Annotated in this window: 24 protein-coding genes; 20 read left to right on the forward strand and 4 right to left on the reverse strand. The window is 65.6% G+C overall.

The window, feature by feature from the left end:
- The first annotated feature begins 196 nt into the window (after positions 1-196).
- The 3 genes from NNX38_RS15465 to NNX38_RS15475 all read left to right on the forward strand — a co-directional run bounded on the left by NNX38_RS15465 (position 197) and on the right by NNX38_RS15475 (position 2,318).
- On the forward strand, positions 197-868 hold the full coding sequence (locus NNX38_RS15465; RefSeq protein WP_255798841.1) for a bacterial proteasome activator family protein: 672 nt from the start codon (positions 197-199) through the stop codon (positions 866-868).
- Positions 869-875: 7 nt separating this feature from the next.
- Entirely contained in the window at positions 876-1,352 is a 477-nt protein-coding gene (locus NNX38_RS15470) for a hypothetical protein (RefSeq protein WP_255798842.1), read from the forward strand.
- 129 nt (positions 1,353-1,481) lie between these two features.
- Positions 1,482-2,318: an aldo/keto reductase gene (locus tag NNX38_RS15475; RefSeq protein ID WP_255798843.1), complete on the forward strand. Its 837-nt coding sequence runs from the start codon at positions 1,482-1,484 to the stop codon at positions 2,316-2,318.
- A gap of 62 nt (positions 2,319-2,380) precedes the next feature.
- Here the strand turns inward: NNX38_RS15475 and NNX38_RS15480 are convergent, their stop codons facing one another.
- The 4 genes from NNX38_RS15480 to NNX38_RS15495 are packed head-to-tail and all read right to left on the reverse strand — an operon-like array spanning position 2,381 to position 5,567.
- Positions 2,381-2,773, reverse strand: a complete 393-nt coding sequence (locus tag NNX38_RS15480) for a flagellar assembly protein FliW (RefSeq protein WP_255798844.1) — start codon at positions 2,771-2,773, stop codon at positions 2,381-2,383.
- The gene (flgL, locus tag NNX38_RS15485) at positions 2,770-3,657 is read right to left on the reverse strand and encodes a flagellar hook-associated protein FlgL (protein WP_255798845.1); all 888 of its coding nucleotides are present in this window, start codon (positions 3,655-3,657) and stop codon (positions 2,770-2,772) included. The genes NNX38_RS15480 and flgL overlap by 4 nt, the downstream gene beginning before the upstream one ends.
- A gap of 4 nt (positions 3,658-3,661) precedes the next feature.
- Positions 3,662-5,062, reverse strand: a complete 1,401-nt coding sequence (gene flgK / locus NNX38_RS15490; RefSeq protein ID WP_255798846.1) for a flagellar hook-associated protein FlgK — start codon at positions 5,060-5,062, stop codon at positions 3,662-3,664.
- 19 nt (positions 5,063-5,081) lie between these two features.
- Positions 5,082-5,567, reverse strand: a complete 486-nt coding sequence (locus NNX38_RS15495; RefSeq protein ID WP_255798847.1) for a flagellar protein FlgN — start codon at positions 5,565-5,567, stop codon at positions 5,082-5,084.
- A 284-nt stretch (positions 5,568-5,851) separates the two neighbouring features.
- Between NNX38_RS15495 and NNX38_RS15500 the strand changes: the two genes are divergently transcribed.
- From NNX38_RS15500 to NNX38_RS15580, 17 genes are all read left to right on the forward strand, one after another.
- Entirely contained in the window at positions 5,852-6,724 is an 873-nt protein-coding gene (locus NNX38_RS15500) for a sigma-70 family RNA polymerase sigma factor (RefSeq protein ID WP_255798848.1), read from the forward strand.
- A gap of 135 nt (positions 6,725-6,859) precedes the next feature.
- Entirely contained in the window at positions 6,860-7,744 is an 885-nt protein-coding gene (locus tag NNX38_RS15505; RefSeq protein ID WP_255798849.1) for a flagellin, read from the forward strand.
- A gap of 156 nt (positions 7,745-7,900) precedes the next feature.
- The gene (gene fliD, locus NNX38_RS15510; protein WP_255798850.1) at positions 7,901-9,232 is read left to right on the forward strand and encodes a flagellar filament capping protein FliD; all 1,332 of its coding nucleotides are present in this window, start codon (positions 7,901-7,903) and stop codon (positions 9,230-9,232) included.
- 2 nt (positions 9,233-9,234) lie between these two features.
- A complete protein-coding gene (gene fliS / locus NNX38_RS15515; protein ID WP_370646482.1) occupies positions 9,235-9,672 on the forward strand; it encodes a flagellar export chaperone FliS in 438 nt (145 codons plus the stop codon).
- Positions 9,662-10,006, forward strand: a complete 345-nt coding sequence (locus tag NNX38_RS15520) for a hypothetical protein (protein ID WP_255798852.1) — start codon at positions 9,662-9,664, stop codon at positions 10,004-10,006. Before fliS ends, NNX38_RS15520 begins: the two co-directional genes overlap by 11 nt.
- A gap of 184 nt (positions 10,007-10,190) precedes the next feature.
- Complete coding sequence (locus NNX38_RS15525) at positions 10,191-10,532, forward strand: flagellar basal body protein (RefSeq protein ID WP_229952922.1); 342 nt, start codon at positions 10,191-10,193, stop codon at positions 10,530-10,532.
- The gene (gene flgC / locus NNX38_RS15530) at positions 10,532-10,924 is read left to right on the forward strand and encodes a flagellar basal body rod protein FlgC (protein WP_229952921.1); all 393 of its coding nucleotides are present in this window, start codon (positions 10,532-10,534) and stop codon (positions 10,922-10,924) included. The genes NNX38_RS15525 and flgC overlap by 1 nt, the downstream gene beginning before the upstream one ends.
- Before the next feature lie 50 nt (positions 10,925-10,974).
- On the forward strand, positions 10,975-11,229 hold the full coding sequence (gene fliE / locus NNX38_RS15535) for a flagellar hook-basal body complex protein FliE (RefSeq protein WP_370646486.1): 255 nt from the start codon (positions 10,975-10,977) through the stop codon (positions 11,227-11,229).
- An 11-nt stretch (positions 11,230-11,240) separates the two neighbouring features.
- Positions 11,241-12,824 carry a flagellar basal-body MS-ring/collar protein FliF gene (gene fliF, locus NNX38_RS15540; RefSeq protein WP_370646483.1) on the forward strand — a complete coding sequence of 528 codons (1,584 nt, stop codon included), beginning with the start codon at positions 11,241-11,243 and terminating at the stop codon, positions 12,822-12,824.
- Positions 12,821-13,924, forward strand: a complete 1,104-nt coding sequence (gene fliG / locus NNX38_RS15545) for a flagellar motor switch protein FliG (RefSeq protein WP_255798855.1) — start codon at positions 12,821-12,823, stop codon at positions 13,922-13,924. The genes fliF and fliG overlap by 4 nt, the downstream gene beginning before the upstream one ends.
- Positions 13,914-14,525 (forward strand): FliH/SctL family protein, encoded by a 612-nt coding sequence (locus tag NNX38_RS15550; RefSeq protein ID WP_255798856.1) that lies wholly within the window; start codon positions 13,914-13,916, stop codon positions 14,523-14,525. The genes fliG and NNX38_RS15550 overlap by 11 nt, the downstream gene beginning before the upstream one ends.
- Positions 14,522-15,853, forward strand: a complete 1,332-nt coding sequence (locus NNX38_RS15555; protein WP_255798857.1) for a FliI/YscN family ATPase — start codon at positions 14,522-14,524, stop codon at positions 15,851-15,853. The genes NNX38_RS15550 and NNX38_RS15555 overlap by 4 nt, the downstream gene beginning before the upstream one ends.
- Entirely contained in the window at positions 15,853-16,290 is a 438-nt protein-coding gene (locus NNX38_RS15560) for a flagellar FliJ family protein (RefSeq protein WP_255798858.1), read from the forward strand. Before NNX38_RS15555 ends, NNX38_RS15560 begins: the two co-directional genes overlap by 1 nt.
- Positions 16,290-16,961, forward strand: coding sequence for a C40 family peptidase (locus NNX38_RS15565; RefSeq protein ID WP_255798859.1), 672 nt, complete (start codon positions 16,290-16,292; stop codon positions 16,959-16,961). The genes NNX38_RS15560 and NNX38_RS15565 overlap by 1 nt, the downstream gene beginning before the upstream one ends.
- Positions 16,958-18,295, forward strand: coding sequence for a flagellar hook-length control protein FliK (locus tag NNX38_RS15570; protein ID WP_255798860.1), 1,338 nt, complete (start codon positions 16,958-16,960; stop codon positions 18,293-18,295). The genes NNX38_RS15565 and NNX38_RS15570 overlap by 4 nt, the downstream gene beginning before the upstream one ends.
- A gap of 16 nt (positions 18,296-18,311) precedes the next feature.
- On the forward strand, positions 18,312-18,773 hold the full coding sequence (locus NNX38_RS15575) for a flagellar hook capping FlgD N-terminal domain-containing protein (RefSeq protein ID WP_255798861.1): 462 nt from the start codon (positions 18,312-18,314) through the stop codon (positions 18,771-18,773).
- Between the two features lie 40 nt (positions 18,774-18,813).
- Positions 18,814-19,980, forward strand: coding sequence for a flagellar hook protein FlgE (locus tag NNX38_RS15580; RefSeq protein WP_255798862.1), 1,167 nt, complete (start codon positions 18,814-18,816; stop codon positions 19,978-19,980).
- Positions 19,981-20,041: the final 61 nt, after the last annotated feature.

Consider the following 20,041-nt stretch of genomic DNA (forward strand, 5'->3'; position numbering starts at 1 on the left):
GCCCCCCCATCCGCCGCCGCCCCCCACGGGGGGCCCCACCCTTGGGGGCCCGCCGTCGTTGTTTCGCTTTGTTGCTTGCCCTTGGGACGCCTGGGTTCTGCCTGCTTCACTGGAGGGAACGCCAAAACCGGAGGACGGTACCCGAAAACGGCCCGCCCGCGGGGTAACCGCCGCCAACCGTGAGAGCATTAATGCCATGACCGATCAGAACGGACCCTCCGAGCGCCACGAGGCGGCTCCGGGGACTGGGCAGAAGTCAGAACAGACGCCCGCCGACGACGGTACGGCACCCGCCGGTGCACCCGCCGGTGACGCCGGTGCGGTGGACAACTCCGGGGACAGCCATGAGGTGTCCGGACACGCCAAGGGCAAGGCAGGGCCGGCGAAGCTCAACGAACTGGTGGATGAGCCGGCAAAGGTGATGCGGATCGGCACCATGATCAAGCAGCTGCTGGACGAAGTGCGCAACGCTCCGCTGGACGACGCGGCGCGCAACCGGCTGGCGGAGATCCATTCCCGGTCCCTGAAGGAACTCGAGGACGGGCTGGCCCCGGAACTCGTGAACGAGCTGCACCGGATCAACCTGCCGTTCCTGGATGATTCCACCCCTACCGATGCGGAGCTGCGGATTGCGCAGGCCCAGATGGTGGGCTGGCTCGAAGGGTTGTTCCGCGGCATCCAGACGGCCATCGCCGCGCAGCAGACCGCCAGCCACGCGGCCGGGCGCCTGCAGCTGCGCCAGCTGCCGCCCGGGACCATACTGGCGCCCGGCGTTGTTATCGGAGACGATGGGGAACCGCACCGAGCTTCCCAGGGGACGGGCAGCCCGCGGCAGGAACCGCAATCGGGCCCCGGCCAGTACTTGTAGGACATTAATGGCACTTTTTGCAGCCGCCCGGCAGGGGCGGAAAGATGACGCGGAGCTCGGCAAGGGCGTCTGGCGGCGTGCGCACGACCGCTTTACGCGGGGCCTGGACCGCTATTACCAGATGCTCGAGGGCGTGGAAGATGACGCCATCTACAACGAGCTGGTGACCGTGGCCAATGACCTCGCGGGTTTGCTGCCGCGCGTCCGGGAGGTGTGTGTCTCTGCCCAATTGCACCTGCCCAGTACGGGGCAGAACATTCCCGGAGCGTTGACCGCAGTGCACCGGGCGCTGTCCCGCAGCGGAAATTCCCTGGCCGCCGCCGCCGAAGCCGCCGCCATGTCACGGCTGGAAGGGGAACGCTGGGGGATCGCGTCCGCCGGCCTGGACAATGTGCGGCGCCGCGCGGAACTGGTCCAGGAGGACGTGGTTGAAGCCGAACGCGCGCTGCTCAACGCCCTGGAATCCGGGATTTCCCGGAAGTAGGAAAGGTTTTCCCGAAATACCGGCAAACCCCGCAAAAGAAAATTTGGAAAACCGGGAATACATTACGTCGGGTTTTCGCGGTGAGCTTATCCGCTTTGTCCTGCCCGGCATCAGGGCAAGGATGAGGGGATGACTACATCACCGGTACTGACTTTCAATGACGGCAACACCATCCCCCAGCTCGGCTACGGCGTGTGGCAGGTTGAGGACGAGGTTGCCGAAAAGGTAGTGGGACAGGCATTCGAGGTTGGCTACCGCCACATCGACACGGCCAAGATCTACGGCAACGAAGCCGGCGTCGGTCGTGCCATCGCCGCCACTTCCGTCCCCCGCGAGGACATGTTCATCACCACGAAGGTGTGGAACGCGGACCAGGGCTACGAAGAAACCCTCAAGGCCTTCGACGCCTCCATGGAGCGCCTCGCCCTGGAAACCCTGGACCTGTACCTAATCCACTGGCTGCAGCCGAAGCAGAACAAGTACGTGGACACCTGGAAGGCGTTGGTTGAGCTGCAGAAGCAGGGCCGCGTGAAGTCCATCGGCGTCTGCAACTTCACCAAGGAAGCACTGCAGGAAATCATCGACGCAACCGGCGTCGTCCCGGTCCTGAACCAGGTGGAAACCCACCCGTACCTGAACCAGGCGGACCTGCGTGCCTTCGAGGCAGAGCACAACATCCTGCACGAGTCCTGGTCCCCGCTGGGCTCCGGCAAGGGCCTGCTCGAGGATCCCAAGCTCGTTGAGATCGCTGCGAAGTACGACGGCGCCACCCCGGCCCAGGTTGTCATTGCCTGGCACCTGGCCCTGGGCAGCATTGTGATCCCCAAGTCCGTCACGGAATCCCGCATCCGGGAAAACTGGGAAGCGCTGAACCTCAAGCTGAGTGACGAAGACATCGAGGCCATCAACGCACTCGACAACGGCACCCGCTACGGTGCGGATCCGGCCACAGCCGACTTCGCCTAAGCCTCCGGGTTAAGCACAAAAGGCGCGCGTTCCGCGGAACGTGCGCCTTTTGTGTTGGAGGCCTACGCGGCGACCGGCTCCAGCGGGGCGCGGACCGGCCAGTCCTGGCCTTCAAGGATCACCTGGGCGCAGCTGCCCGTGGACAGGTTGACCACAATCGGCGCCAGCAGGTTCACGGTGGTCCCGTCAGCCGTCGGATTGGCCACCACGAGCACGGCAGCGTCCTCGGGAGTCACCAGCTCCAGCTGATGACGCTGTTCGTCGGTGATTTCCGGGTGGTAATCCGGAAGATAGACGGAAGCGTCCAGCACGTAGAGGCGCCTGCTGCCGCCGTCGGCGCTGCCGGCCGCGGTCATGGCGAACAGGCCGGCGGCACCTTCGATCTCTTGGAGGTCGAAGTGCACCTCCGGAGCGAGCCCCGGAGGAGGAGTCAGGAACGTCAGGCCGGTGCTCATCGCAGGAAGTCCATGAGGGTCGGCTGAAGTGCCTTGGCCGTCACGGCGAGGGCCGACTGGTAGGCGACTTCCTGCAGCTTCATGTCCAGGATGACCTTCGCCGTGTCCAGGTCCTCGATCCCGGAGCGGCGGGTTTCCAGACTGATGGACTTTTCGGCCAGGTTGTCCTTGGCGTTGAGTGTGGCAGCGTGCCGGACACCCAACGCGGAGTGTTCCATCAGGACGGTGTTGGCCGCCGCGTCAACCTTCGGCAGGTAGCCGCTGACATCGTTGTTCGCTTCAAGGTCTGCCACGAGGTTGTCCATCATCCGAAAGACCGAGTTGTCTCCCTTGCCGAAAACGGCTTCACCGTCCGTGTCCACGCGCATCTGGGTGCCGCTGTCCAGTCGGCGGGTGGTGGGGGTTCCGCTGCCGCTGTAGGCGTAGGCACCGTCCGTTTCGCTGAACGCCTTGCCGGTGTCCGAGGTGCCTGCGAACACCGTGCGGCCAAGGTGGGTGGTGTTGGCCTCGCGCAGCAGGTTCGTCTTCAAGCCGGAGAGTTCGGTGGCGATGGCCTTGCGGTCGGTCGGTGAAAGCGTGCCGTTGGCAGCATTGAGCGTGAGGTCCTTCACCCGCCGCAGGATGTCAGTGGTGTTGGTCAGCGCATTGTCGGTGACGGTAAGCCAGCCCTCGGCGTCGCTCACATTGGATGTGTACTGCACGTTGGCCCGGATTTCCGACCTTACCTTCAGTGCATTGGCGGTCCCTGCGGGGTCGTCGGATGGGCGGGCGATGGCAGCGGAGGAGGCGACCTGCTCCTGCAGCTTGGCCATCCGCGACATGCTGGCCTGCAGGTTCTGCTGGGCCGTGCGGGCCATGGTCTGGTTCGTGGTGCGGCTGATCAAGGGGTTACCTTCCAACAATTCCGGTGCGGTTAATGAGGGTGTCGAGCATTTCGTCAATGGCGCTCATGACGCGGGAGGCACCCTGGTAGGCGTGCTGATACATCAGCAGATTCACGTTTTCTTCATCCAGGTCCACCGAGGCGTTGGAAAGCTGAAGATCCAGCGCGGAGGAGGACGCGACGTCGGCCAGCGTGGCCTGCTGCAGTTCGGCGCGGCTCTGCGACGCGGTGGCTGTGACGAAGGCGCTCCAGACCTTGTCCGCGGACCCGGCCTTGGAACCCAGCTGGGCAATCTGGTCGGCGATACCGCCGTCAAGTGTTCCCGAACCCGGCCGGCCCGAGGCAATGCCGGAGGCATCGGTCGGCAAGGTCGCCAGGGTGGTTGCGGCAGGTGTGCCCACGCTGAAGAAATCACCGCCGGTTTTGCCGGCTGTGGTTGCGCCTTGACGGTGCAGATCGTTGACGCTGGAAGCCAGTGAGGCGGCAACCTCGTTGTAGGAAGCTGCGGCCTGCGCGAAGACGCCGCCGTTGCCGGCCGAAGCGAGGAGCGACGAGGCGCCGGCAATTTCGCCCTTGCCGATGCCTGCCGAGCCGGGCCGGTCCGTCCAGCCCACCACGGGCTCCTGCGCATCGTCCATGGTCTTTCCGCCGGTGACCTGGAGGGAACGGGCATTCGTGCCGGACACCAGTGCATTCCCGTCGATGAGGACGTCCACCATGCCGTCGGAGGATTCCCGCACCGTGGCGCCGCTAAGCGCTGCGATGGTGGTGGCCAGTGCGTTGCGCTGGTCAACGAGCTCGTTCGCCGACGCACCGGAGGCGAGCGTGGAGCGGATGGCACCGTTAAGGCTGGCGAGCTGCTTTGCGCTGGAATTTAGCTCAGTGACCATGTCATTGAGCCCGCTGCGGGTGCTGTTCCACTGGTCCCGGACCGCGTTGTAGCCGTTGGCGATCTGCCCTGCGGCACTGCTGGCCGCGCTGAGCAGCACGGCAGCGGCAGTGTTGTCCGAGGGATTGTGGGAAATTCCGTCCCAGGCCGCGGAGAAGTTCTGCAGTGCCGTGGAGAGTCCGTTCTTACCCGGCTCCATGAACCCGTCCTCCAGCTCGATCAGCGCGTTGGCGCGGACGGCGGAGTACCCGGCGACGGCTGCGGTGCTGCGTACCCGGGTGTCCAGCTGCTGGCTGCCCAGCCGGGCAATGGAATCCACCGATACGCCCTGGCCTACCCCGGTAGGGGCGGCGAAGCGGCCGGCGGGGGCAAGGGAAGGAACCGCGGAAGTATTCAGGCGCTGCCGCGTGTAGCCGGCCACGTTCGCGTTGGCCACGTTCTGGCCGACGACATCCAGGCCCTTGCGGGCGGCGGTGAGGCCCGTGTACGCCGTGTTCAGACCGCTGAAGGTGCTCATTCTCTGGAGTCCTTAAACCTTAAATGCTCTGGTCAACCAGCCGGGCGGCTGAGGTGGGGGCGGCCGAGGTGCCGGACGCCGTGTAGGTATTCGCTTCCGGGCTTAGCCCTGCCAGCGTTTCCTGGGCCGAGCGTGCCGCAGTACGCAGGAACTGTTCGTTGATATCGCGCAGCTCGCGGATCTTTACGGTCAGCTCGGTCATGGCCTGCAGATGCGCACTGAAGATTTCCGTCCACGGACCGGGAGGAGCTGCGGCCACCAGTTCACGCAGCGTGGCGTTTTCGGAGGTGCCCCATTCGACGGCGAGTCCGGCAACGGCAACAGCCCGGCCGAGGTCGGCTCCGCGGAGGCGCTCGAGGACCTGTTCAACCTCGCGCGTGGCGTGCGTCAGCCATTTGGTTTTTCCGGAGGTGAGCAGCAGTTGTTCTTCTTCGAGCTTGAACACAAGAAGTTCCAACAACTCGCGCTCTTCCCATAGAAGGGCCGAGAGTTTCTGGGTACCCATGCTTTGCTCACCTCCTAGGTGGTGCACTGAATGTCTCTAAAGCGGAATAAGACGTCTGATTTCAGGCCCCAACCTGCGGCAAAAGTCTTTGGTTCGGCGTCCGCATTCCAATACGTCCGCCACAAATCACTATCGGCCGGTTCATCTTCAATGTAAGTGGTATGTTTCAGCTAAAGCGCTTCAGCGTGGATTCACCAGCGGACTCAGCCGCTGATCACGAAGCAGGCGCGCAACTGGTCGCAGTATTGGGGGACAGTTGGGGAACAAGGGCTTGGGGGTCCAAAATGAATCGCGCCGAACGTAATGCAATGGTTGTGGAAAATCTGCCATTGGTTGGTTATCTCGTATCCGAAGTCTGCGCCAAGGCCACGCACCTGTCGCGTGACGATCTGGCCTCGGCTGGATCCATTGCCCTTATAACGTCTGCCGACTCCTTTGATCCGGAGCTGGGTGTTCCCTTCGGAGCTTATGCCCGCCGCCGCATCGTCGGCGCCTTTGCGGATGAAATGCGTTCCAACGACTGGGCCACGCGCTCGGCCCGCCGCCGGATCAAGGAAACCCTTTCGGTCAAGGAAACCCTCACCGGCGCCCTGGGCCGCACACCCAATGTGGATGAGATTGCCTCCGCCCTGGGTGTGGACCGCACGGTGGCCCAAGATGCACTGTCGGATGCTTCCCGCACGGTGTCCAGCCTGGACGAATCCGTGACGGATTTCCTGATCGCAGACATGCCGTCGCCCGAGGGGTCCCTCCTGGCCTCCGAACGCCTGAAGTACCTGCAGGCCGCCGTCGCGGCCCTGCCGGAAAAGATGCGGTATGTAGTGGAAGAGATTTACTTCCACGACCGCACGGTCAAGGAACTAGCCGAAGAGCTCGGCAGCACCCACTCGGCAGTGTCCCAGCAGCGGGCCGAAGCCGTCCGCCTCCTCCGTGACGGCCTGGGCACGCATTACTCGGACACCAGCGCAGCCCCGGAACTGGTGTCCCGGATTGCCCCGGCCCGCCGCAACGCCTACCTCACCTCTGTGGGGGACCGCACCGCCGGCGGCATCACCCGGCACCATCTCGCCCCGGCCCTTCCCGGTGCGCAGGCCTTTGTTCCCGGGCTGATGGGTGTTCCGGGCCGTCCGGCGACTTTTAATCCGGCGGCGTCCTAGGGGTTCTGCGCCGGTACTAAACTTTCTCAAATTACTTTTTGAAACTCCTAACACCCGTAGATGCTCCGCCGATAACTAGTGGTGTAGGCCCATGGATGGGCCTGCGAACACAGCCCACTCACGGAGGAATACATCATGGGTTTCACAATCAACACCAACACCGCGGCAACCAACGCCTACCGCAACCTGAACATCAACCAGAATGCACAGGCCAAGTCCCTGGAGAAGCTTTCCAGCGGCCTGCGCATCAACCGTGCTGCCGATGACGCAGCCGGTCTGGCCATCTCGGAAGGCCTGAAGAACCAGGTCAGCGGCATGACTGTTGCCGCCCGCAACGCCCAGGACGGCATCAGCGTTATCCAGACCGCTGAAGGCGCCCTGACCGAGGTCCACTCCATCCTGAACCGTGTTCGTGACCTGGCTGTCCAGGCAGGCAACGATTCCAACAACGCGGACTCGCGTGCAGCCATCCAGACCGAGGTCACGGCCCTGGGCGAGGAACTGACCCGCATCGGCAACTCCACGAACTTCAACGGTATCGACCTGCTGAAGTCCACCACCGAGGAAACTTCCACTCCCAAGACGCTGACCTTCCAGATCGGTGCCGGCGGGGTGGCGGGCAACGATCAGATCGATGTGAACCTGGTTGACGTTGCGGCAATCGGCAGGGCTGTAACACTCCTTGCCGGTACCCCTGCCGATGGTGATACTGCCGCAACCGGTGGCTTCGTCAGCGCCGCCAAGGCACTGGAAACCATCGTGGCTCTCGATGAGGACATCAAGACCATCTCCACCGCACGCTCGGACCTGGGTGCTTCCCAGAACCGGCTGGAATCGGTCACGAAGTCCCTGAATGTTTCCATCGAGAACCTCTCCGCTGCCAAGTCCCGCATCACCGATACGGACATGGCTGTGGAAATGGCAAGCTTCACCCGCTCGCAGATCCTGTCCCAGGCCGGCACCGCAATGCTGGCCCAGGCCAACCAGATGAACAGCGGCGTGATGCAGCTCCTGCAGTAATAAGTAAGCACCACCAGTAACACCGGCAGGTAAATGGCCGCTGGCGGCGGAGGCAGATGACTTGGACCTCACAGCCTCCGCCGTCAGCCCAGTACCTGCCGTTCCCATGTCCGGGCCCGGCCCGGTCAGCGCAGCACAGAAGCAGAAGGAGCAGGCATGGCAGGCATAGACGGCATCACCACCGGTACCGACACCACGGCCATGATTGCCCAGCTGATGGCGGTGGAAGCCCGCCCGCAGGCAATGCTGAAGCAGAAGGTCAGCTCCAGCCAGACCTTCGTCACCGCGCTGCAGAACCTTAACGCCAAGATCGCCTCCCTGGCGGAAACCGCCGGCAAGGTAGCCAAACCTGCCGGAACAGATCTGTACTCTGCCGTCGCCTCCTCGGACAAGGTCACCGTCGTGACCAAACCGGGTGCCGCCGCAGGTGCCCTGGACATCCGCGTGGACCGGCTCGCCACTGCCCAGGTGTCCCTCTCCGGAGCCATGGCGGCGTGGCCCAACGGCGACGCCCTGTCCATCTCGGCGGACGGCACAATTACCGAATTCGACACCGCGGGCAAGAGCCTGGACGAGGTCATCAATACGGTCAACAAGGCCAACCTCGGCGTCACTGCCGTGAAGATCGCCGCCGGCAGCGTCGACGGCGTCGCGCAGTACCGTATGCAGTTCACCGCCACGGCCACGGGCAGCGAGGGTGCGTTCAGCATCTCGCACAACGGCACTGACCTTGGCAATATCCGGCCCGCCCAGGATGCGCAGGTCACCCTGTGGGCCGGGGTTGCCGGTGCGGAAACTCTCATCACGTCCGCCACCAACACCTTCGCGGATCTGCTCCCCGGGGTCGATGTCTCGGTCAAGGAAGTCTCCGCCGCCCCGGTTACCGTCAGCGTGAACCGTGACGAAAAGGCCGTCACCGATGTCGCCGCGAAGCTCGTGGCCGGCCTGGTGGACGTCTTCAGCTACATCAACCGAAACTCCGCGGTCAGCGTGTCCACCGCCGACGGCACCACCAAGGCCACCGGCGGCCAGTTCACCGGAGACTCGGGGGTGCGGGCGCTCAAGGACACCATCATGCGCGCCGCCACGTCCCCGGTGGACGGACGGTCGCCGTCGGAAATCGGCATCATCATCACCAAAGACGGCACGGTGGAGTTCAACGCCGAAAAGTTCGCCGCCGCCCTGAAGGCCGACCCGGAAAAAACCCAGGCCGCCCTGCAGTCCATCGCCTCCCGGGTAGAGACCGCCGGCAAGGACATCTCGGACAAATACGAAGGCAGCATCACCCTGCGGATCAAGGGCCAGGAGAGCGAAGTCCGGTCCCTGAACACGCAGATTGCGGACTGGGACCGCCGGCTGTCATCCCGGCAGGCCACGCTGTCCCGGACCTGGTCCACCCTGGAAGTCACGCTCGGCAAGCTCAACAGCCAAATGGACTGGCTCACCTCCCAGCTGGATTCCTTCTCCGCCTCCTCGAGTAAGAAGTGAACGTGAACTACTCAATGGCCGCCAAACGGGCTGAATACGCCCGCAACGCGGTAATGTCGGCCTCCCCGGCCCGCCTGCTGACCATGCTTTATGACCGCCTCCTGCTGGACCTGACCCGCGCGGAAACCGCGCAGCAGCAGGCCGACTGGGCCGTGGCATCCGAGAACCTGATCCATGCGCAGGCCATCATTACCGAGCTGCTGGGCACACTGAAAACAGACGTGTGGGACGGCGCGGAGAACCTGCAGGCGATCTACACCTACTCACTCTCCACCCTCGTGAGTGCCAACATGGGCCGGAATGCGAAGCTCACCCGTGAATGCATCGACCTGCTCGAACCCATCCGCCAGGCCTGGCATGAAGCGGCGGCCCAGCTCCCCGCCGCCGGCGCAACGCCTGCCGCTGCCGGTACACCCGGAGGGGTACTCGGTGTCGGCTGAATCGGCAGAGCCCTACCGCAGCGACGAAGAGCTGGCCAATATTGTGCTCTGGGAAACTGTCCTCACGCAGCTCGAAGACAACCTGGAGTCCTTCCTGGAAGGACAGTCCCTGACGCAACAGGCCCGCGACGTGGCGGCCGACTGGGAACCGCCGGCGGAACTCGGCCCGCTCCCCGCGGAGCTCCTTACCCGTGCCCGGCTGCTGGCCAAGGCGCAGACCCGGGCATATGCCCAGCTGCGCAGCGAGTCGCGGACCAACCGGAAGCAGTCCCTGCTGATTCGCAGTGTCCCCGGCCCGGCGGCGTCGGCCGTTTATCTCGAAGTTGATGGCTAAAAGCAGCTTAATCGGAAGACTGCTTACTTTTTCCATACCGCATACTTGCGGAAAACCAAAAAATTACGTGATTACAGCTTACGTACTCGTTAATTCGGCCGATAACTATTAATGAGCACGGATAGCTCATGAAAGAGGCCACGGATCGGCCGCACTGTCCCTTTAGCGAGAACTGGGTTTCACTGTGTTCGATTCCGTCTCCTCCATTGCGCTGCAAAGCGCCCTGGACGGTCTTGCCCTCCGTCAGCGGACCATCGCAAACAATATTGCGAATGTGAATACCCCCGGCTACCAGGCCCAGCGCGTTTCTTTCGAAGACGCCCTCGCTAAGTCGGTGAAAGCCGGCAACGGAGCAGTCGCCGCCACCACCTCGCGTTCACTTGAACCCACCCGCCTGGACGGCAGCAACGTCAACCTGGACACCGAAACACTGTCCAATATCGACACTGTGCTGCGCTACCAGTTCGCCACCCAAGCCGTTGGCGGAGAAGCCAATTCCCTCCGCACGGCATTGAGGACCAACTAATGACTTTCGATGCCATCGGCATTGCCGCAACCGGACTCACCACGCACCGCAAGTGGCTGGATGCAGTTTCCGACAACCTGGCCAACGCCAACAATGTCTCCAGCACCGACGGTGCTGCTTTCCAGGCCCGCTACGTCGTAGCCCAGGAAGGCCGGGAAGGCACCGGAGTCCACGTCACAGGCGTGGAGTACGGCGACGCCGAGGGCCGGATGGTCTACCAGCCGGACCACGCCCTGGCCGATGCCGAAGGCTACGTCCGTTACCCGGACATTGACCTGTCGGAACAGATGGGCAACCTGATCCTTGCCCAGCGCGGCTACGAAGCAAATGCCGCCGTGGTTGACCGTGCCAAGAGCACATACGAAGCAGCACTGCAGATTGGACGCTCCTAATGCCCGTTCCCGCCATCGCTGCAGTCAGCAGCACCACGCCGACGGGGTACATGGAAGCCGTAAAGCCTGCCGTCTCCACTGACGGTTCCACCTTTGCCACGCAGCTCACCGGAGCCGTGGACAACGTCACTGAACTGCAGGCCACGTCCAAGACACTCGCCGTGCAGGCCGTGACCGGCGACCTGGATGACATCCATGCAGCCACCATCGCGTCCACCCGGGCCTCCGTCACCCTCGAACTTGTCGCCGGAGTGCGGAACAAGGGCGTTGACGCGTTCAACGAGATCATGCGGATGCAGGCCTGATGCCCGGACCCATGAGCGCAATGACCGGCCGGCTCGGCAAGACGGTAGGCCAGTTCACCCTGGCACAGAAGACCATTGCCATTATCGGTATCGCCGTGGTGGCCCTCGGCATTGCACTGCTTGCCTCCTGGCTGACCAAGCCGGCCTACACCCCGCTGTTCTCCGGCCTCGAAGCCACGGACGCCAACAGCATCGTGGAACAGCTCAAGACAGACGGCGTTCCCTACGAGGTTGCCAACGGCGGCGGCACCATCATGGTGCCGGAGGAACACGTGTACGACCAGCGGCTCAAGGCCGCCGGTGCCGGCCTGCCGTCCGAATCCAGCGGCGGCTACTCGCTGCTGGACGAAATGGGAGTCACCTCCTCGGAATTCCAGCAGTCCGTCACCTACAAGCGGGCCTTGGAAGGCGAGATTGCCAAGACCGTAGGTGCCATCGACGGCGTGCAGAACGCCTCCGTGCAGCTGGCCATCCCCGAAGACACCGTGTTTGTCTCCGAAAAGGCAGATCCCACCGCCTCCGTGTTCGTGGAAACGCAGAACGGGACCACGCTCAGCTCGGACCAGGTCTCCGCCATTGTGCACCTGACCTCAGCCTCGGTTGACGGCATGCAGTCCACCGACGTGGCCGTTATCGATGCCACCGGCACCGTGCTTTCCGCAGTCGGAACCGGCACTACCGGTTCGGCCGACAAGCAGGCCACCGATTACGAGGAACGGGTCACCGCTTCCGTGCAGACCATGCTGGACCGCGTGGTGGGTCCCGGCAACGCCACAGTGGCCGTGGCCGCGGACATGAACTATGAATCCGCCAACCGGGTGGAAGAATCCTTCACCGCCCCGGAGGATACGCCGGCGCTGAACGAAGCCACCAGCACCGAGGAATACACCGGCGGTGCCAACGGCAGCGCCGCAGGCATCCTGGGCCCGGACAACATCGCCGTGCCCAACGGAGGAAGCGACGACGGTGCCTTCCGCTCCGAGACGAGCACCAAGAACAACGCGGTGAACAAGGTGACCGAAACCCGGGACATCCCGGCCGGTTCCCTGAACCGCCAGACGGTCTCGGTGGCACTGAACACCAACGCGGCCGCCGGATTGAACGTGGCGGACCTGGAAGCCCTGGTCGCCACCGCCGCCGGCATCAACGCCGAGCGCGGAGACGAGATCACGGTCGAAATGGTCTCCTTCAACGCGGACGGCGCCACCAGTGCGCAGGACGCCCTGGCCGGCGCGCAGGCAGAAGAAGAAGCCGAACGCCGCGCCCAGATGCTCCAGATGGGAATCATCGTGGCCGGCATCGTCCTGCTGGTCGTCCTGGCCCTGGTCGCGTACGCCATGCGCTCCCGCAGGCAGAACCGCGAAGCCATCGACATTGGTGAACTGCCGGAGCTGGATCCGCTGGCGCCGGCCGCGGGCCTCACCATGCTGAGCGAACCCGCGCCGCTCGTCTCCACGGACACCGCCTCCATGCAGATTGTTGCTGCTGCCGTGGACCAGGACCGCAAGCGGGCCGAACTTGATGCCCTGGCAGCACAGGACCCGGTACGCACCGCTGACTACCTGCGCAACCTCATGGAGGACACCCGAGCATGACCGACGTTGCCACTGCCCCGGCCGGACTGCCCTTTGCCGCCGCCGCCAACGGGTCCTCCCTCGCCCTGAGCGCCGCCCTGCAGGATCCGGGATCGGACGAGCTGACCGGCACCCAGAAGGCTGCCATCATTTTGATGCAGCTGGAAACCTCCCGGGCCGCGGTGGTTATGCAGCAGTTCACTGAAGCCGAGGCGCAGGCCATCGCGGCCGAGATTGTCCGGCTTCGCCGGGTTGACTCTGCCGTGGCCGAGGACGCCATCAACGAGTTCTACGAAATGACCATTGAGGGCCGCCGCCGCGCCCATGGCGGCCGCGACGTCGCCATGGGACTGCTCGAAGCGTCCTTCGGTGTGGAGCGCGCCTCCGGCGTGATGGAACGCCTTGCCTCATCGATGGCGGGCAAGTCCTTCGAATTCCTCGAAACCGCCGAGCCCAACCAGGTGATTTCACTGTTGGACGGTGAACTGCCGCAGACCATTGCCCTGGTGCTGGCGCATATGCGTCCCCAGCGTGCCTCCGCTGTTCTGACCGGCCTGAATTCAGAGCTGCGCACCGACGTCGCTCAGGCCATTGCCACCATGGCCCGCGCCACCCCGGAAGCCGTGCGCGTGGTCGCCGAAACGCTGCGGGCACGTGCCTCGGCGCTGGGCGCTGCCCGCGAGGCAACCGACGCGATCGGCGGCGTGCAGCCCCTGGTGGACATCATCAACCGCTCCGACGCAGTCACCGAACGTGCGCTGCTCGAAGCGCTCGAAGAACGCGATCCGGAGCTGGCCGAAGAAGTCCGCTCCCGGATGCTTACCTTCGGCGACCTGGTCAAGCTCGAACGCCGGGACGTGCAGCTGGTGCTGCGCGGCATCGACGTCGGCACCCTGGCCCTCGCCATGAAGGGCGCCTCCGAGGCGGTGCTGGACGCGATCCGCACCAACGTCTCCGAACGCAACCGCGAACTGCTCGACGACGAAATCAAGGTTTCCGGTCCCGCCCGCCTCTCGCAGGTGGAAGAGGCACGCGCCAACATTGTCCGGGCCATCCGTGAAATGGAAGCCCAGGGCATCATCGAGGTGCACCACGCGGACGAGGAAGAATATGTCTACTGACGAGCAGACGTTCTCCCGCCTGGTCTACACCTCACTCGGCGCCACGGACGAAGCACAGCTCAACGCGCAGGTGGAAGCCCGCGGCCACGCAGCCGGCTACGCCGCCGGCCTTCGGGCCGCCGCGGCGGACACGGGCCTGCTGCGCCGCACCCTGCGGGAGCAGTACGACGACGAAATGCGCCGCGGCCAGGAACGCATCAACCGGAGCCTTTCCGCCCTTAACTCCGCTGTCTTCAGCCTCGAAGGCCGCACCGTCGCCCTGATCACCGACGTCCAGGACGCACTGGCCGCTGCAGCAATAGATCTGGCCGAAGCGCTGCTGGGCCGGGAACTCGCTTCCGGCGACACGTCCGGCCGCTCAGCGCTGGCCCGTGCCCTGGAAGGCGTGGACACCGACCTGGTGCAGCGCGTCCGCATGCATCCGGTGGACCTCGCGTCCCTGGATGAAGACACGCTCCGCCGCGCCAGGGTGGAGTTCGTGGGCGACGCCGGCCTGCAGCGGGGCGACGCCGTCACCGAGTTCCCGGACGGCTACCTGGACGCCTCGCTGAGTTCCGCCGTCGAGCGTGCCCGCAGCGCACTGCTGGGGGAGGACGCATGACCACCACCACGTGGCGCCCCCGCGCCGACCGTTTCACGGCAGCCCTGCGCTCTGCCGCACCGCTGCGCATTGGCCGGGTGTCCTCCGTCCTGGGCCTGAGCATTGAAATCGCCGGCCTCGACTGCGGCGTGGGCGAACTGGTGTCCATCGGACATCCCGGATCCGAGGTGGACGCCGAAGTGGTGGCAGCCACCCGTGAGGGCATCCGCTGCATGCCCTTCGGCCGGCTCACCGGCCTGACCGCCGGAACTCCGGCACGCTCCAAGGGCACACCGCTGCTGGTCCCCACCGGCACCGGCCTGTTCGGCCGGGTGCTGGACGGCCTGGGCCGCCCCATCGACGGCAAGGGTCCGCTGCAGGTTGAGGCCTTTGTCCCGCTGGACCACGAAACCCCGTCCGCCATGCTGCGCACCCGCATCAATACCCCGCTGCAGCTCGGCGTCCGTGCAATGGACACCCTCACCACCGTCGGGCGCGGCCAGCGCATGGGCCTGTTCGCCGGCTCCGGCGTCGGCAAGTCCTCGCTGCTGTCCATGATTGCCCGCGGCACCGACGCGGAAGTGTCCGTGATCGCCCTGGTAGGGGAGCGCGGCCGTGAAGTCCGCGAGTTCCTCGAAGACGACCTGGGCGCCGAGGGCCTGGCACGGTCCATCGTGGTGGTCTCGACATCGGACGAACCTGCGCTCATGCGCCTGCGTGCCGCGTTTGTGGCCACCCGGATTGCCGAATCCTTCCGTGACCGCGGTGCCGACGTCATGCTGATGATGGATTCCCTGACCCGTGTGGCCATGGCCCAGCGTGAAATCGGATTGTCAGTTGGCGAACCACCGGCCACCCGCGGCTACCCGCCCTCCACCTTCTCCCTGCTTGCGCAGCTGCTCGAGCGCGCCGGCACCGGCGAACGCGGTTCCGTCACCGGTATGTACACCGTGCTCGTGGACGGCGATGACCACAACGAGCCCATCGCCGACAGTGCGCGATCCATCCTCGACGGACACGTAGTCCTGGACCGTAAGCTGGCCGTCTCCGGCCACTTCCCGTCAATTGACGCACTTGCTTCCATTTCCCGCGTTGCCTCCCGGGTAAACCCGCGCGAACGCAGCGATGCTGCGTCAACGCTGCGCCGGGTCATGGCTGCGCGGAAGGCGGCGCAGGACCTGCTCGACGTCGGCGCCTACCAACGCGGATCCAATCCCCTGGTGGACGCGGCAGTAGACAACCAGGACGCCATCAACGCCTTCCTGCAGCAGCGCATGGACGAACAGACCCCGGCGGAGACCGCTTGGGCGCAGCTGCACACTCTCACCCGGATGCTGGGGGTGTCCTGATGTCCCGGGCCTTCCCCCTGGCCGGCCTGCTTCGGCTGCGCCAGCTGCAGCAGGACCGCGCCGCAGGCGAACTCGCTGCGGCCAATGTCCGCATGCGGGAAACACACGAAGCCCGTGCCGAGGCCTACAACGCCCTCGAAACCTCGCAGACCCTCAGCGATGCTGTGGATGCGGCAACCATGAACGCGATTGCGGCCGCCCGTGCCTCCTCGCGCAGCATGCTCGCCGATCTGAACGCGCTGGGCACGCGCCATACCGCGGAAGTGGAAGCGGCCCGCGCCGAATTCTCCTCCGCACGTGCCCGCTCCGTGGGCCTGGAAAAGCTTGAAGGCAAGTTCGTCGAGGCCGAAGCCGCCGAGGACCTGCGCGCCGAACAGACCATCCTGGACGAACTCGCCGGCTCCGCCTGGCACCGCCGGCAGAAGGAAGCCCACTAATGAGCATGACGGACGCCCTGGGGCGGATCGACGAAATCCGAAGCACGCTGAGCCAGCTCTCCGGAACAACAGCCGCAAAGGCGGCCGCCGCCACTTCCACGGCCTCGACGGCCGGGTCCGATGCGGAGTTCGCTTCCACCCTGTCCTCGCTGACTTCCGCGGCGTCGGTGGGCACGGACACCGCCGCCTCCGGCGGCACGGCCGCCGACGGCAAGGTGCTCGACGCCGTCCAGAAATACCTTGGCCTGCCCTACATCTGGGGCGGCAACGATCCGGCGCAGGGACTGGATTGTTCTTCCTTCGTGCAGAACGTCTACAAGGATCTGGGCTACAACCTTCCGCGCGTCACCTGGGACCAGATGAACTCGGGGACCGAGGTCGCTTCCATGGCCGACGCACAGCCCGGGGACCTGCTCTTCAGCCACGACGGCGGACACGTTGCCATTTACCTGGGCAACGGAAAGGCAGTGGACGCGCCGCAGCCGGGCCAGACCATCGCCATCCGCGACGCGTGGGAAACCGATGCCAACCTCACTACCATCCGCCGCATCCTGCCGACGGAATCCGCCGGCGCCGCTGGTAGCGCCGGCGCTGCCAGCGCCGCCGGAATCTCCGACCTGGTGGCTTCCGCCCGCGCTGCGCAGGCGGCCATGATGGGATCGGCAGCATGAGCGTCTCCACCGGCATGCCGCGCACGGCCGCCCCCGCCGCCTCATCCCGGGCCGCTGCCCCGGGGTCCGCCCCCGCCGGCGTTGGTGCGGACCAGTTCGGGTCCACGTTTGAGGATGCCCTTGCCGCCTCCGACCGAGCTACCTCGAGCAGAGCCGCCTCGAGTCCCGAGTCCGGCCCCGACGTCGGAAAAGCTGCTGCCGCGTCGGAGCAAAAGGGACCCGCCGCCGCAACAGCCCCTGGAGACTCTGCCGGCGTGTCCCAGGCCGGCGAGGGCGCCGCGGTTTCCCCGCTGCAGCCTGCACCCGCCTTGCCCGTGCCCGGATCATCGGCGCAGCCCCTGGCTCCCTCTCCGGCAACGGCTTTTGCCGGCTTTGCGGGTGCCTCCCTTCCGGCAGCAGTCCCGACCGGTGGCGCAGCCAACGGTTCTGCAGCTGTTGACGGCATTCCTGTCGGGGGAGCCGCATCGAGTGCGACGGGCACAGCCGCCGCAGCCCCCGCCTCCACCCCGGGCAGCTTCGCCGCTGCCGCCGGCACGGCCGCCCCGGCAGCAGCACCGGCGAACGCCGTCCCCGGAGGCACAGTTCAAGCAGGTCCCGCCGCGCCGGTGGTTGCGGCAACGGGCGGCGCCGCAGCGGCGTCGAACACACCGATCGGCACACCAAGCAATACAGCGATTCCCGGCTCCCTGCCGGTATCCGGTGCAGGAACAAATGCGGCGGCATTCGCCGCATTGCCCTCCGCCGGAACCGCCGACACAGCCGGAACCGCCGTACCGGTTTCCACGGGCGCGGCAGAATTCCCGGCCGTCGGGCCAGCTGTGGCACTGTCCCCGCTGCAGCCCCAGGCGGCTGTCTCCGGAGCTACCATTCTGCCTGCGGCACCGGCGGCACCTGCGGCCGCACCCGTAGCAACCCCGCTGCTGCCACAGGTGTCCCAGCCGCTGTTTTCCCTGGCAACGGCCCAGGAGGGGGAGCACGTGATGACGCTGAGCATCACCCCGGACAATCTTGGACCGGTCACCGTTCGGGCCCACGTGGGTGCCGACGGCGTGCGGATCGAGCTCTTTGCCCCGTCCGAGGCCGGCCGCGAAGCGCTGCGGACACTCATGACGGACCTGCGCAGGGACCTTGCCGGCTCGGGCATGAACGCGAACCTTTCGCTCTCCGCCCAGGACGCCCCGGGCGAGGGGACTGAACGCCGGGACCGGGGAACGGAACCGGGCCCTGCAACGCAGAACCCGGCCAATCCCGAGCGGATACCGGCGGACCCGGCTCCACGCACTTACCGGCCGGGATTCCCCGCGTCGGCATCGACCATCGACTTCCTGGCCTAGAAGAGGAGACCACCCTGTGCCTATCGAAGCAGTAGCGGCAACCGCCGGCACCAGCACTGCCGCCGCGTCCGACCGCACGCCCAAACAGACCATGGACAGCGAGGTCTTTATGCACCTGCTGGTCACCCAGCTGCGCAACCAGGACCCCAGCTCGCCCATGGACACCAACCAGATGATCTCGCAGACCACCGAGCTGGCATCCATGGAACAACTCACCTCCATGGCAAAGATGGACGAAGAGAATTTCTCCCTGCAGATGCGTATTGCCGCCGCTGCGCTCATCGGCCAGACCGTCACCTATACCAACGACGACGGCGTGGCCATCACCGGAACCGCGAAATCGGTCTCCTACGCCGCCGGCGTCCCGACCGTCAACATCAACGGCGAGGACGTCCTGCTGGATCGAATCTCCGGCGTCGTCGACGGGGCAGCAGATCAAACCCCCGACGCACCCAAAGCACCCGCAGCAACCGCATAACCCTCCCTCCCGGCACCACCAAAGCTGAAAGGCGCCACCAATGCTTCGCTCCCTTTACTCCGGTATCTCCGGACTCCGCTCGCACCAGACCATGCTCGACGTCACCGGCAACAACATCGCCAACGTCAACACCACGGGCTACAAGGCCACCGCCGTCCAGTTCCAGGACACCCTGTCCCAGCTGACCCAGGGCGCCACCGCGCCCGGCGCCAACAACGGCGGCGGCAACCCGGCACAGGTGGGCCTCGGCGTCCTGGTTTCCGGCATCACCACCAACTTCACGCAGGGTTCCGCGCAGGCCACCGGCCGGGCCGAGGACCTGATGATCAACGGCGAGGGTTACTTCATCACCCGCCAGGGCGCCACCTCCACCTACACCCGCGCCGGCGCGTTCAACGTGGACGGTGAGGGCCGCCTGGTGTCAACGGACGGCGGCATTGTCCAGGGCTGGACTGCCAACGCGGACGGCACCCTGAACACCGGTGGTGCAGTGGGCAACATTGCCCTGCCCGACGGCGCCATCGTCCCGGCAGCGCCTACCAACGCGGCAACCATGACCGGAAACCTGCCCTCGGAGACCCCGGAAGGCGGCACCGTTGTGCGCGACATGGACGTCTACGATGCCAACGGCAACCCCTCAGTGGTTCCCCTGACCTTCACCCGTACCGCAGGCGGCTGGAGCGTTAGCGCGAAGGACGCGGGACCCGTGGACCTTACCTTTTCCGACGGCGCCCAGGCCGACGCCAACGCTGACACCATCACCGTGGACGGCGTGGCCGTGAACCTCACCGGGCTCTCCAGCTACGCCGGCGTCAGCACGGCCTCCGTCACCAGCAACGGCCGCAGTGCGGGCACACTGGAGTCCTTCTCCATCGGCAAGGACGGCACGGTGATCGGTTCCTTCACCAACGGTGCAAAGCAGGCCCTGGCCCGCATCGCCGTCGCCACCTTCACCAACTCCGCCGGCCTGGAGAAGACCGGCAACTCCAGCTACACCGCTACGGCGAACTCCGGCAACCCCGTCATCGCCGGCCCCGGCGAGGCCGGCGCCGGCGGCATCGGCAGCGGCATGCTGGAAATGTCCAACGTGGACCTGTCCCAGGAATTCACCAACCTGATCGTCGCCCAGCGCGGCTTCCAGGCCAACGCCCGAATCATCACCACCTCGGACGAAGTGCTGCAGGAACTGACCAACCTCAAGCGTTAGCCTCTGCTGCACCGAACGGCCCCGCCGGCAGCAGCTGCCGGCGGGGCCGTTTTGCCGTCCT

Source organism: Arthrobacter sp. zg-Y238, from assembly GCF_024385525.1.
Taxonomy (GTDB): domain Bacteria; phylum Actinomycetota; class Actinomycetes; order Actinomycetales; family Micrococcaceae; genus Arthrobacter_B; species Arthrobacter_B jinronghuae.

Bases quoted from the DNA above. Each gene is read 5' to 3' on its own strand.
- NNX38_RS15580 (WP_255798862.1), top strand. From the start codon at position 18,814: ATGCTTCGCTCCCTTTACTCCGGTATCTCCGGACTCCGCTCGCACCAG.
- NNX38_RS15470 (WP_255798842.1), top strand. From the start codon at position 876: ATGGCACTTTTTGCAGCCGCCCGGCAGGGGCGGAAAGATGACGCGGAG.
- fliF (WP_370646483.1), top strand. From the start codon at position 11,241: ATGAGCGCAATGACCGGCCGGCTCGGCAAGACGGTAGGCCAGTTCACC.
- fliG (WP_255798855.1), top strand. From the start codon at position 12,821: ATGACCGACGTTGCCACTGCCCCGGCCGGACTGCCCTTTGCCGCCGCC.
- NNX38_RS15570 (WP_255798860.1), top strand. From the start codon at position 16,958: ATGAGCGTCTCCACCGGCATGCCGCGCACGGCCGCCCCCGCCGCCTCA.
- fliD (WP_255798850.1), top strand. From the start codon at position 7,901: ATGGCAGGCATAGACGGCATCACCACCGGTACCGACACCACGGCCATG.
- NNX38_RS15495 (WP_255798847.1), bottom strand. From the start codon at position 5,567: ATGGGTACCCAGAAACTCTCGGCCCTTCTATGGGAAGAGCGCGAGTTG.
- flgC (WP_229952921.1), top strand. From the start codon at position 10,532: ATGACTTTCGATGCCATCGGCATTGCCGCAACCGGACTCACCACGCAC.
- NNX38_RS15555 (WP_255798857.1), top strand. From the start codon at position 14,522: ATGACCACCACCACGTGGCGCCCCCGCGCCGACCGTTTCACGGCAGCC.
- NNX38_RS15475 (WP_255798843.1), top strand. From the start codon at position 1,482: ATGACTACATCACCGGTACTGACTTTCAATGACGGCAACACCATCCCC.
- NNX38_RS15560 (WP_255798858.1), top strand. From the start codon at position 15,853: ATGTCCCGGGCCTTCCCCCTGGCCGGCCTGCTTCGGCTGCGCCAGCTG.
- NNX38_RS15500 (WP_255798848.1), top strand. From the start codon at position 5,852: ATGAATCGCGCCGAACGTAATGCAATGGTTGTGGAAAATCTGCCATTG.
- NNX38_RS15480 (WP_255798844.1), bottom strand. From the start codon at position 2,773: ATGAGCACCGGCCTGACGTTCCTGACTCCTCCTCCGGGGCTCGCTCCG.
- NNX38_RS15465 (WP_255798841.1), top strand. From the start codon at position 197: ATGACCGATCAGAACGGACCCTCCGAGCGCCACGAGGCGGCTCCGGGG.
- NNX38_RS15505 (WP_255798849.1), top strand. From the start codon at position 6,860: ATGGGTTTCACAATCAACACCAACACCGCGGCAACCAACGCCTACCGC.
- NNX38_RS15565 (WP_255798859.1), top strand. From the start codon at position 16,290: ATGAGCATGACGGACGCCCTGGGGCGGATCGACGAAATCCGAAGCACG.
- flgK (WP_255798846.1), bottom strand. From the start codon at position 5,062: ATGAGCACCTTCAGCGGTCTGAACACGGCGTACACGGGCCTCACCGCC.
- NNX38_RS15550 (WP_255798856.1), top strand. From the start codon at position 13,914: ATGTCTACTGACGAGCAGACGTTCTCCCGCCTGGTCTACACCTCACTC.
- fliE (WP_370646486.1), top strand. From the start codon at position 10,975: ATGGAAGCCGTAAAGCCTGCCGTCTCCACTGACGGTTCCACCTTTGCC.